Source organism: Corynebacterium atrinae, assembly GCF_030408455.1.
Classification (GTDB): domain Bacteria; phylum Actinomycetota; class Actinomycetes; order Mycobacteriales; family Mycobacteriaceae; genus Corynebacterium; species Corynebacterium atrinae.
Genome location: NZ_CP046977.1, coordinates 1,177,747 through 1,190,672 on the forward strand (window position 1 = coordinate 1,177,747; position 12,926 = coordinate 1,190,672).

The following is a 12,926-nucleotide window of genomic DNA, read 5'->3' on the forward strand; positions in this document are numbered from 1 at the left end:
TGGAAAGCATGATTACGTACAACAGCATTGCCGTTGGCACCGACGGGTCGGATTCTTCCTTGTTGGCTGTTCGCGCAGCAGCCAGCTTGGCTCGCGTCTATGACGCCACCCTCGTCATCATCGTCGCGTGGCACTCCGCTTCCGGGTCCCTCCTGAACTCGCCGCACTCGGACGTCTCCGCCATCCCGATCGTCGGAGAGGACGTCGCGGATGAATACTTGAGTGACGCCAAGGCCGTGGCGGAAGAAGAGGGTGCCACCAAGATCGATCTGCGCAAGCGTGCGGGTGCCCCCGCGGCAGTTCTCGTCCAGGAAGTGGAGGACAGTGGTATTGATCTGCTGGTCGTCGGCAACAAGGGTGTCAACACCTTGACCGGCAGGGTATTTGGAAACATCCCGACTGAGGTCGTCCGTCATTCCTCGGTCAACGTTATGATTGTGAATACCGAAGGCGTCGATTCCTAACGCGTATCGTTGCTAACATAGCTCAATCAATCACCCCCGAGGAAAGGTCCTGACAAGTCCCATGAGTGATAACTACCAAAAGATCGTTGTTGGCACGGATGGCTCCAAGTCTTCCCTGCTGGCTGTAGAGCGCGCCGCCCGGATTGCCGCGGCATTTGACGCCACCCTTATCATCGGTTGCGCCTACTACGAGGACAAGGACGCGGCCTCCAAGACGCTGCGTCAGGATTCGGTGACCATCCTGGGCGACGAAACTGCCCAGGCAAACCTAGCTGCTGGCGAGGAGGCTGCTCGCGCGGTCGGCGCCAACAAGACCGAAAAGGCTATCCGCCCGGGCACCCCGGTCGAGGCCCTCATGTCCATCGTTAACGACAACAAGGCTGACCTCCTCGTCGTCGGTAACCGTGGCATCAACTCCCTCACCGGTCGCCTGCTCGGCTCCGTCCCGGCGGACGTTGCCCGTCAGTCGGATTGCGATGTCATGATCGTCCACACCGTCGCTTAGACAACATCCGAAGTTTTCTTTCGGTAAAGGGGCCCCTGGGGCCCCTTTTTCTGGTTCATGCGGGCCTCCGTGGTTCGACGGCACACAACCGGACTGGAGTAGGAGCCAAGAGTGAAGGGGCTCCTCAACTGCTCGAGGCATATCGCGGTCAGTCAATCCGCACCGCCAACTAGGCGGCGCTGACGACTTTCACCGACCTTTGATCGACGTGGCAGTGGTCGCAGCCACCGCCTGTTTCATGTGTGAAAGCAACTGGATTGCTAAATCTCTACGCAATTCACGGTGGAACCTCTGGTTGGAGTAAGACCGAAGGCAGGCGTAACACGAGGTGTCCTCGCCACAGCCGCAGTCGGATACGCGCCGAATCGCCGCATCTAGTACTTCTGGGAATGCTTCCCTGACCTTACGGGTGATGCCAGCGCCGCCCGGGACTGCATCGAAAAGAACCATTGTTGGAATACCGTCGTACGTTGACATGGTTCCGTTGAAGTCGTCGCGGTTGATCTCGAGCACTTCGGACGCAGCTTCGAGGAGTGCGTACATCGCCGGCCGCCAGTCAGCGTAGTCAGATTGGAGAAATGTTGGGACGGAGATCTGGGTGATATCTGTCTGATAAGTGTGTCCCAACGAACGAACCATTAGCCAGCTGCTACACGACTTTTGAGTCCGCGGATTGGTGTGCTCTTTGGGCCTCGCTCCTTCGACGGGTGCTGCGAATCCACATGTTTCGCAATACCAATAGCCGCGTTGATTCGAACCGGTCTCGAGTGCGCCCATTTCCGTCCGAACGGAGGAACGGACGAGCACCAACGTTTTCTCAGTGCTTTCCATATCAGCGTATTCGTCCACAGTAGAGTCCTCACCAAATTTCTGGACGAACTCGATCCGCCCCCACTGACGCCGTGGTGGTGACATCCCAACACTGCGAGGTGTCTTTTTGGCTACGAAACCGTAAGTGGGGATGAGGAACTTTCTCTTAGACGTCACTGGTAGTTCGGCGTTGCAGCGGGAGCATTTGGCACCGTCCTGGAATTCCTCCAAAGAGGTCTGGATATGCCGACAATGTGGGCATTCTGCCCAGCTCCAGCTGTGTAGCTTCTTGCCAGGCAGGTGACGGATCCCGGCAGACTCCCATACCATTCCGCCTGCGACCACTTGCGTTCCGGGGGCGTAATCGCTGATGGCCAAGAGCAGATCCCGTGACAGGTTAATCTTGCTTCCCTCATTGGTGAAGTTCGTCTGCAGGTCGACGGTGTCGACCGGGAAGCTGTACTTGGGTAACAGGTTCTTTTTCGCCAGATACCCGAGAAGATGCTGGTCCGTCAGTGTGCGAATCGTGAACTTGTAGCCGTCCGCATGACGTCCCTGCCCCTGGTTCAACAAGTCCAATCTTATCCCGTTGAGGGTGTGATAGTCGTCGGATACCTCGGTAGCGACATCGGTGAATAATTTCAGATAGTCGGCCGCCCAGCCTCCCGTACCTATTTCCACAGACTGATGAATTGCTGGCGGCATGATCCGGTAGAGGGCCTCAGTGATCTCTCTGGGGACAGGGGACAGAAACTCCCTCAACAGAGGCAGGCCTTCTTTAGCTGGGGAGTCTTTCCTAGCGTGGAGGATTCCTTCGTTGGGAAGGAAGAAATCCGCGATCCGTGACCAGGTATTTCCTCGCTCCGCTTGATTTCGCAGGAATGCAGCAAAGGCAACTGAGTAGGCGTGGCGCTTGGCAATTCGGTCATTATCGATCTTGATGAATGGTGCAGTCATCTCCCCGTCGATCATCGACTGCGGATCTTTGAAAATCGACATGTCGTGTGCTCCACGTTTAGCAAAAGTGAGCACGAAAGCGGCAGATCCCGTCCGGCGGCCGGCGCGGCCCGCTCGCTGGACGTAGTTGGCAGTCCGGGGCGGGACGTTGCGCAACACCACCGACTGGAGGTCACCGACATCCACTCCAAGTTCGAAAGTCGTGGAACAGCTCAGGACGTTGATATCACCGGAGATGAAGCTTTTTTGGACCTCCGCAGCTTCCGTCGGTGTCCACTGAGCGGTGTGTTCCTTCGCAGAGAGTGGAACGATCTCCATTTGCTGAGCGAGATTTCGATAGTGGTTCTCAGATTGATCGGGATCTTCAATGATGTGCAGCTTGCCTGGACACCAACCGTTGGGGCATAGTCCTCTGACATCGAAGGCAGTGACAGCGCGACAGGTGTCGCACTCAAACCAGTCGTGAGCAGTTCCCGGAGAAACCTGCAGGCACGTACTGTCTATGGCATAATTTGGATTTTTGGTATCAGGGACGCGGAGCAGCCCCGCATTCGTTACGTCGTCCCAGATCATCCGGAGGAATTTGTCGACGTTGCGGTCATGTTCACCTGCCTGACCAAGATTCCTGAGCACCTTGGTGATCAAATCTCTGCGATTGTTTGTTCCGCGTTGAGGGATCCAGGAGTACACCTTTTTCTTGGCATCGCGCCCCCCTGCATAGCGGAAGGTCTGCTGCCCAGTGCGTGGTTCAAACCGCTCATTGTCGAAACGTACATAGTCGGGTGGGATGACCGCCCCCTTATGTCTTACGTCTTGGAGGAGCACATTCAGGAAGTTCTCCGCCGCCTGCTTTTGACCCGCGAACAATTGGATGAGCCCGGGAAACAGCTTCAACCGCGACAAAGCCTCGGGATCTATCTCCACACGTGCCAGTCCTAGTCCCTCAGTCGAGAGTCGCCGGGTAGTGGAAGCGAGATCGGCGAATACCCAACTGCCGACTTCTTCCAGAATTGCACGCTCTGTCTGGTGAGCAGACAGAACTTGCAACTGTTTCGCAAGCTGACCAGCGCGGATGATCCATCGTTCGATCGGGGCGCCCTGTTCAAATTCGTCGGCGAGAAGCGTTTCCACCAGGATGCGCCGTTCCAAAAGGCGCCGATACGAGTTTTCGAGGTATGGTGCCGCGTATGCAGCGGCCTGGCGGGAATCCGAAAACGTCAGCAGCTTTCTTCCGGCTCCGACTTTGCGGGCTGCCTCCTCATCAGCAGCTTCCGGAAGCAACTGGAATAGCGAAGTGGTTAACACTGCAGGAGCAGCATTGGCGTCCGTAATGAGACGACGGATCAAATCACGGGCTCGGCCCCCACAGACTGTGCACGTTTCTAGCTTTCCCCCAGGTTTCGGCAGCACGCGAACGGAGATGAGATCGGTGCTCTGGCAGCGACCATTGGGGCACGAAGTGAGGGTGCTGTCCATGAGCCTGCCGCACGCCACGCACATGAGGGAAAGCGGTGGCAGATCCACATCCATCGCTGTGTCTGACTGCTCCAGGTCATCTTCATCCAGTTCGGCGGAGCGCGCTTCATCGGACACCACCACCCAGTGGGCGGAGTCCATTGAACGGGTGCTGTCCGGAGGAACCAAATAGTCATTTTCTGTGAGTGCGTTGATGTGAACCGCACCGCATTTGGTACAAGTACCGAGCTCAAAGGCTGGCCGATCCGACTCTGGGAGGGTGACCTGCCGATCGAGGGAAATCACCGGTTCTCCGTCCTCTTCGAAGCCCAGATAGGCACCCTCCGCTGCACGGACGAACATGTGGTAGCGCGCAGTCAAAACCGGAACTCCGGTCCTGGACAGCACAATGCTGCCCAGCAGCACCAGCATGTGGGCTCGATGCATCGCCTGTTCTACTGGCACATCAGGCCACAACCTACTTCCCACCTCGCTCAGCGATAGACTGTGCTCAGCCAGCATGGCGCGAATCTCGACGAGATGCCGTTCTTCAGACAAAACCTCGTAGGCGTCCCGAGAACATGCTTGCTCTTGGAGTGCCTTCCACAACGTATCGTCGCCGATGGGAGCGTCAAAAAGGACGGCGGGAAATTCCCAGGTAGGTGTTGTGGGGCGGGTGAGAATCTCTGCTCGCACTAGGTCTTGACGAAAATCGTCGTTGGAATCGTATTCGAAAGGTTCTCCGAAAAGGGTAGTTCCAAAGTCCATAATGCGCTTCTCGGTGCCTTCTAGTGAGGCACTGGTGGCGATGCACTGCAGGGGACGGTCGCGACCGACGCGGTCTTTCAGCCGACGCAGGAGCATACCAACTTCGGCGCCTTGGGCACCGGCGTAAACATGAGCTTCGTCGAGAACAATGAATCGCCACTGGTGGGAATGCTCGTCGTCGAAGAACGCATTGTCCTCAGGACGGAGGAGTAGGTACTCGAGCATCGCGTAGTTGGTCAGGAGGATGTGTGGAGGAGTCTCCTGCATGTCGTCTCGGCTGATCAACTCATTGGGCAACGGACTCGAATCGGCGCCGTTGATCTCCTTGTAGATGGCCCGAGCATCGGAGAACGACTGTGGGGTCTCACCGGTGTATCGTCCGAAAGTGATTTCCGGATTGTCGGCCAGTAATTCTCGGAGACGTTTAACCTGGTCATTGGCCAGCGCGTTCATTGGGTAGAGGAGCAGCGCTCGCACACCAGGACCGAGGGAACCTTTTGCCTTCTCTCGGAGCAGATGATCGATGATGGGGATGAGAAAGCTCTCGGTCTTGCCTGATCCCGTACCGGTCGACAGAATCAGGTTCCGTCCGGAGGTGATCTTCTTCAGCGCCCGTTCTTGATGACTGTACAGAGGACGATGAAGTGGGAATCTGGAGTTCAGCGAACGAAATGACTCGTGAAGGATTCCCTGCTCCATGAGTTCCTCGGGTGTTGAGCCGGGCGCATAGGGCGGTGTCAATTGGAGAATCGAGCCCTTACTGAGATTAGGGGCTTCATCCACTGCACGGTAGAATTCCCGTGCAATTCTCCCGCTGTTTGGGCGCAGAATTGACTTGAGGTACCTGCGATAATCCCTGTTTATGCTTTCCGAGGCGGCCACTGGGTCGATATTGCGGGATCCGGCGTCCTGCGCGAAGTCTCGCACGTCGTCTGCGGATTTCTCAGCAAAAGCAGAATGTGGGCTGGAGATATCGACATTGTCGGTTGGAAACAGTTCTTCAAAGGTGGGGAAATCATGAGGGGCCATGAGTCGCACTTTTCTTTTGTAGTCGGTACCGGGCGTTGAGGGCGGCGGCCTCTGCCGCTACGAGATCAAACGCTGCGAGTTCGGAGGCATACCTGGCACAGGAGGCCCAGGTGTGCCGACGTTCGTGCAGTTCTTTGATCGGCCGGACGATGTTCTGGGCAATGGCACGGGACAGGAGGCTGGAGACGAAGGAGATGTAAGGGACAAAAAGCCAGTTGTCCGACGCCGATCGATGATGCTCTTCGGGAATGAGTGCGAGTGAGCGGGCAGTCTTCTTCATCTCCGGGTCGTTCAGATGATCGATGAGGTGTTCCCAGTCTTTGAGAGCTCGGAACGTTTCCTCCAATTTCGAGCTGGAGGTGAAGTCACGGTGATTTTCCATCCAAGTCAGTTGAGCGGCAACACGGGCATCGGGGGAGACGAAGGCCGCACCTACTGCAGAAAAGCCAATACTTGCCCGCAGCCTCTCAATGTTCTGATTTCGTACTAAAGTCAGCTCAGTTGTGCTCAGTACATGGTCCTGAATTACGGGCATACCCAGGCTCTCACCGCTGAGAATTTTCCAAAGTTCGGAGCCACCAACAGAACGGACGTATTGCTCAGATTCTGCGCGTTCAGCTTCTGTCGAGGTGTCTTTTGCGGAACGCTTCTGAAGAATCATCAGGTCGTTCATTTCTTGGATTAGTCCGATCCAAGGTGTGGGATGGATGTCGCCCGCAGTGGTAAAACTGCTGAACTTCTCCACGGCGAGACCGGAACGGATGAATGCTTCGAGCTGCCTGTCCCGTGGGATGGCACTGTTGTCGAGTTCAGCCAGGGCGACGCGAGGTGATGCAGTGAGGTACTTCAATGTAGTGGAGTCGAGCTGGGCCAGCGTCGGGTGAGTGCGATGCCGGCTTTGAGCCAGCACGTTGTGCATTCGGTCGCGGATGTCCCATACAGTCCTCACTTCACTCGGCATCAGCTCGCGATCACGAGTGAACAGCCAGCGGTGTTGATTGGTGGGATCGAAAGCGGGATTCAGGACTGACTTGCCTACCAGCAGGGATCGGGACGAAGGAATGTCAGGCTCCCAAGTTGTGAGGAATTCTTCCTCGCGAGTATCAACGATCAAGGGGCCCGAATTTGCGAGATTGGCAGGGAGCTGACCGCGCGACCCCTTCATGGAGACCTGGACGGGTGCAGCTGTCGGATCGCGTAGTGGCCATACCCAGGTGACGAGAGGACGATCGGTGTGACGACCAAGGTGGAGGTTCAGGACGCCCTCTTTGATGGTGACGCCCGACAACAGGGCTTTTCTGGATACGGAGAAAAGGAAAGCGAAGGCCCGCTGTCGGGGGTCCTGCCTTTCTTCCACTGGAGTCCTGTTCCAGGCGCGGCGCTGATACTTGTCCATTTCGTTGCGGACGTAGTCGTCAAGTGAGAGGACATTCCAGCTTGCGACAACCCGGAAGGTGGAGGTCGTACCGAGCGCGAAAGTGAGGCGGCTGGCCGCGCAGGTCCAAACGTTGCTGCTTCCCCTCCGAGACAATGTGATGACTTTGGGGTTCGAAAAACTGGTGTTGGACGAATAGGGGGCGACGCGGAGCTCGACGTCGAATACTTTCTGCGGGAACTTGAGCTGGATTTCGTCATTGTCAGCCAAATCATCGACGTTGATCGTCATCGGGGTGTCCACCCATTGCGCCGACTCATCTCGAAGCGGTAGGAGGTACTGGAGCCTGGGTGCATCGACGCGGACATTGAGGCAGTAAACATCCGGATTGTAGGTACTGGAGATCAGAAATGAGCGGGTTCGGTGTCTGGTACCAAGGGCCTTCGAACCAATGGGATGCTTGATTCCACTCCCGGGGGAAGAACTGAACTCTACCCAGCCCTTCGAGAGTCCAGGTTTCCTGTCCGCCATGTCAGGCACCCGGAATCGGCCGCGTTGTACGGCCTTTTCGAAAGAAACCTTGGCTCGTAAGCCCTCAGCAATATTGAATGTTCTGCGCATGTGGACCCGGTTTCCACGTCGCACAACGACTTCGTATCGTCCTACCCACGGGTCCTCTTGTTCATCGAAGATATCGAAGGGAGTGTCTCGGTACTCATCCTCCACCTGGTAAAAGCCAAGAGATTCCCGGTGCCCCTCGGGGTTGAAGTGCACGTACTCCAGTGTCCAGTGAGATTGGTCGCTCGGGATGAGAATTTGGGGTGACCGGTGAAACACCGGCTGGTGATCGTGGCCTTTGAGGTATGGAATAGTGACATCCGTGTCAACCCACTGGGCCTCAGTCTTCCGGTCCACGGGGAGGTGGAGCCGGTGACTGTCGTGCTTAACGGTCAGTGACTTCAGACCATCGGATGGCACGTTTCGGACAGACCACCCTTTCCATCCACGGAGAGGACCAAGATCCTCTGATGCGAATGTGGAGCCATCTATGGTGGAGGCATCCAGCACAGTACTTGTTTGTGAGAGGGCAACCGAATTGCGGCGGCCTAGTTGGCTCTGATTGGCACGGAGTACACCGTCCTCTCGGAATAGCAAAACAGGTACCTGTCGACTAATGCTCACGTCGAGCTTGGATGCAGATCCGTGCGGAAGGAGAACAGACAACCGGGAAAACGGTCGGTCAATGAGCAGTGAAGTGGTTCCGAAGGCGCCGATTGAGCGGTCGAGGTTCGAAGTCACACTGATGATTTCGTCGTCGAGATAAACCACCCAGGGGGATAGTTCTTCGCCCTGCGACGCACTTCTGGCGATAGCAGGGAAGTTGATGCGGAGCTCCAACTCCTCCGGATCCAGTGATAGATATGGTTGTTCCCATTCGGGACCGGCAGCTACGGGGGAGGATTCCGCCTCCTGGATGTCTTCTTCCTCGGTGACCAGGCGGATCAGGTGTGTAAAAAGTGGCTCCGGTAGTCCGTTGGTGTCCTGGAACTCTACCTCCGCAGGATCGGTGTCTGGTTCCGTGAAGAATGCACGGATCTCCTCAATGCGGGAGAAGAAGTCGGCAGCCCTACCTGGGATGTGGGTAGCGAGGTTGTGCACCGCTGCAGGAATTCCGAGCTCCTTCGCATGACGGGAGAATTCACTGACGGCGTATCGTCCGCATTCCTCGGCATTTTCAAACAGCACGCCTCTGGTGTGCAGGTCATCGAGGAAGGACAGCACGCTGCTGAGGTAGCGATTTGGGAGAAGCGAGTGCAGTTCGATAGCCCCGACATAATCGCGCCCGGAAAGATCGGCCTTGGTGAAGGCGGCGAGCTTTTTCCGTTGGAGGATTCGGTGGAGATTCTTGCGGATGACGGACTCCAGGCGAGTGCTGTCCTGAAGGTTAATTTGTTGCCGGAAGCCCGCCCAGAAGCTGTCGTTTGTGTTCAACAGCGCAGACCCTGTGAGGCCCGCGATGATCACTAGGGGAAAATTATCGAGAAGTTTCTCAACAGCGTGCGGATACTTGATGGCACCTTGGAGTGCCTTTCCGAGCAGAGCGAGAAGCCACTCATACTCGGCGGTGGTCAATCTCATGTCTGCGGCCAGGAGAGGCTCGGGGAGGATCACCTTTGTGCCCTTTTTGTCGACAGTCGATATCCGCCAAGAGAGCTCACGCTCGGCTGCGTCCATTTGTTCGGTTAGAGTTCCGAAGCCCTCCGACTCTTCGACCAAGTCGCGGACGGTTCTCGCACGGTGTCCTCGTGTCACTTCAACTCGCTTAGGTTCTGTCTCAGAAATTGGATATGTATACCATATCGAGGGACTTCGACATTGGAAGCGAAAGCATGAAACAAATATTCGGTCTAGTGGGGAGCTGGCCACTCTCCGATGACCGTCAACGTCTGGGTCGCCCGGGTGACTGCGACGTAGAGGTCCTGCCAGCCCTGGGGGGACTGCGCGACGATCGCCGCCGGGTCCTCCACAATGACGTGGTCGAACTCCAACCCCTTGATCGAGGCCACGTTGGCGGCTGTAATGATCAGTGTAAGGCCCTCGGTTTCCACCTCCACTTCCGTGCCCGCGGGCAGGAAGAGAACTGGCTGGCCGGATTCCCGAATGGTCAGCGCCGGCATCGCAGTCGGATCGATGATCGCCAGAATCTGGTTGGCTACCTCCATGACCTCGGCGGGGGTGCGGTAGTTGACGGTCAGCTCGTGGTGGCGGAAGCGGCTGCCGACGAATGGTTCCAGTGCCGTCGCCCAGGTATCGACTCCGGCGGGGGAGCCGGTTTGGGCGGTGTCGCCGACCAGCGTCATCCAGCGGGAGGGGATGCGCCGGAAGACCATGCGCCATTCCATCGGGGATAGCTCTTGGGCTTCGTCGACGATGACGTGGCCGTAGGCCCAGCTGTGGTCAGCCCGGGCGCGTTCGGCGGTGGAGAGCGAGTCGCGGGTGTCTTGGCGGCGCGCGAGGGTTTCGGCGTCGATGACGTCGGTGGCGGCGAGGTGCTCGGCGTCGAAAATGTCGCCGAGGTCGTCGTCGTCGACTGACGCGGAGGACTCGAGAATATCGAGCAACTCCTGCGCATCGTCGATGTCCTCCTCGGTTGTCGCCTCCGCGGTTGTCTCCTCGGGCAGGCCGATGAGGACTGAAAGCTCGTCGAGCAGGGCCGCATCAGACGCCGACCACTCCGAACCCGTAGGACGCAGCAGGGCCTGCCGGGTCTCATCGTCGTAAGCGCTGGCCGCAGAGTCGATCACTGCCGGGGACTCCAGCAACTCCCGGAGAACCCGTTCCGGGGTCAGCTCCGGCCAGAAGCGCTCGATGAGCTTATCGACGTCCCCCTCTTCCGCGAGGTCACCATGCAATTGATCGACGTCGGCGGGGGAGAGCAAGTTCTTCCCACCCAGTGGGTCCGCCCCGATCTTCTCGGCCAACTGCTCGGCGAGTTGACCGATGAGGTGCTCGCCGAAGACCACGCGGGCGTCGTTGTGTGGACGACGCGCGCGGCGCGCGCGGGTGCGGGCGGCCTTGACCATCGGGGCGTCGATAAGCAGGGTGAGTGATCCGTGCGACAGCTCAACGGGCTCGTCCGGCAGGCTCTGATAGGCGCGGACTGCCTCGGTAAGGATGGTGACCATTTCCTGCGACCCTTTGACCTCCCTGGTGAGGAGGGACTCTTCCGCGGTGCCGGATACGCCGGGGTAGAGGTCGCCGACGGTGGACAGCACCACGCCAGTTTCGCCAAGTTCGGGGAGGACGTGGGAGATGTAGTCCAAGAAGGTGGAATTGGGGCCGACAATGAGGACACCGGTCTTGGACAGTTGCTCACGGGCGGTGTAGAGCAAATACGCGACGCGGTGCAGGGCAACGGCGGTTTTGCCAGTACCCGGGCCGCCTTCGACCACCATGACGCCGCGGGTCTCATCGCGAATGATGAGGTCCTGTTCGCGCTGGATCGTCTCCACGATTGACTTCATCCGCCCGGTGCGGGCGGCCTTCATGGCCTGGAACAGCGCGGATTCCCCGCCGACGCCATCGCGACCCTGGCCGGCCAACTCACCGGAAAGATACTCGTCATCGATGCCGGTGACTTTGCGGCCCTTGGTGCGGATATGGCGTCGCAGATGCACGCCCTCAGGCTGGGCCGTCGTGGCGAGGTAGAACGGACGCGCCATAGGGACGCGCCAATCCAGCAGGAGAGTGCGGTAGCCCTCCTCGCGGACATCGAGCCCCATGCGACCGATGTAGCGGCGATCCAGCCCCGGCCCCTCTGCGGGATCGGCGATGTCGATGCGACCAAACACCAGGCCCAGCTGGGCGAGGTTGAGGCGGTCAAGCTTGGAATTGAGACCGTGATACTCGGTCTCGCGGCGGATGAGAGCATCCGCGTCAGGGTTAGCAGGGTCGACTTCTAGTTGAACTTCGGCCAGGCGTTGGTTCGCCTGAGACACTTCCGCGTCAAGACGCGCGAACAGGCCATCCGTGTAGGCCTGCTCGCGCGCTAGCTCCCGATTGTCGTGCTCAGTCAAGCGTGGTACCTCCTGGAAGAACGGAGGTACCAGCCTAGCGCAATATTTAGCGCAGGTCGCCGACCTTCTTTTGAGCCTTGTGAATGGCCTTGTTTGCGCGCCCCTGTAGCTTGGAGGCGTTCTTACGAGCCTTCTTGGCAGCGCGCCCGGACTTCTTCTCAGCGAGGGTGTAGGCTTCGTCGGCGCGGTCCTGGGCCTTAGCGGCGGTCTTAACCACGCTCTTGCGCGCAGCCTTGGCATTGTCCTGGGCAGCGGACAGCCAGTCATCCTTGTTTTCGGAAACGTAGTCGCTGACCTTGTGTGCCGCACCGGCGGCGACGGCAGTAGCGGTGGTGGCGGCCGCGGCGGCAGAGTCGAACCACTCGTCCTTGTTATCAGCGACGTAGTCCTGCGCGCGGGTGGCGTACTCGGACACCTTCTCGGAAGCATCCTCGAACCAGTCGCGGGCATTATCACCCAGCTTCTCCGTCTCCGACTTGGTCGGCAGTGCAGCCTGGACCTTCTGGTTCGCGGCCTCCACGGCCTTGTTGGCGCGCCAGCGCACACCCGGCTTGCCCTGGGTATCCATGGAGGTAATCATGAGGCCACCGAGGAGCGCGGCATTGGTGAGGAACCCGGAGCGGCGAGCCTGGCGCTCCTCCTTGTCCTGGGTTTCCCAGAATGCGTGGCGGCCGATCATCGTCGGAACCGCCAGGATGGCCAGCGCAGATGCAGAAACGCGGGGCAGGAAGCCCACGGCCAGAGCGGCACCGGAAGCGACCTTGGCGCCTCCGATGGCGCGGACGACCAACTCCGGATCCTGCGGGACCTGGCGGGCGTACTGACGCGGAAGGATAGCTCGAACGCGATTGATCAGGGACTGCGCGTTCTCCGTGTGCTCCTTGGTGTTGAGGAGGCTGTCAGCGCCATCAGCAATATAGACGGACGCGATCATTGGTCGGGCAATCTTGCGGATCATCTCTGGCTCCTTTTATGCGATGTTTGTA

The 12,926-nt window shown here is 58.4% G+C and carries 6 protein-coding genes; 2 read left to right on the forward strand and 4 right to left on the reverse strand.

From position 1 onward, the window contains the following. Positions 1-8 precede the first annotated feature (8 nt). Positions 9-464 (forward strand): universal stress protein, encoded by a 456-nt coding sequence (locus CATRI_RS05895; RefSeq protein ID WP_290220570.1) that lies wholly within the window; start codon positions 9-11, stop codon positions 462-464. 61 nt (positions 465-525) lie between these two features. Next, entirely contained in the window at positions 526-969 is a 444-nt protein-coding gene (locus tag CATRI_RS05900; protein ID WP_290220571.1) for a universal stress protein, read from the forward strand. Between the two features lie 189 nt (positions 970-1,158). On the opposite strand, the gene CATRI_RS05905 is transcribed toward CATRI_RS05900, so the two are convergent. The 4 genes from CATRI_RS05905 to CATRI_RS05920 all read right to left on the reverse strand — a co-directional run bounded on the left by CATRI_RS05905 (position 1,159) and on the right by CATRI_RS05920 (position 12,898). Next, entirely contained in the window at positions 1,159-5,988 is a 4,830-nt protein-coding gene (locus CATRI_RS05905; RefSeq protein ID WP_290220573.1) for a DEAD/DEAH box helicase, read from the reverse strand. Beyond that, positions 5,975-9,598 (reverse strand): hypothetical protein, encoded by a 3,624-nt coding sequence (locus CATRI_RS05910; RefSeq protein ID WP_290220576.1) that lies wholly within the window; start codon positions 9,596-9,598, stop codon positions 5,975-5,977. Before CATRI_RS05910 ends, CATRI_RS05905 begins: the two co-directional genes overlap by 14 nt. 173 nt (positions 9,599-9,771) lie before the next feature. After that, entirely contained in the window at positions 9,772-11,940 is a 2,169-nt protein-coding gene (locus tag CATRI_RS05915; RefSeq protein ID WP_290220578.1) for a HelD family protein, read from the reverse strand. 46 nt (positions 11,941-11,986) lie between these two features. Further along, entirely contained in the window at positions 11,987-12,898 is a 912-nt protein-coding gene (locus tag CATRI_RS05920; protein ID WP_290220580.1) for a DoxX family protein, read from the reverse strand. Positions 12,899-12,926: the final 28 nt, after the last annotated feature.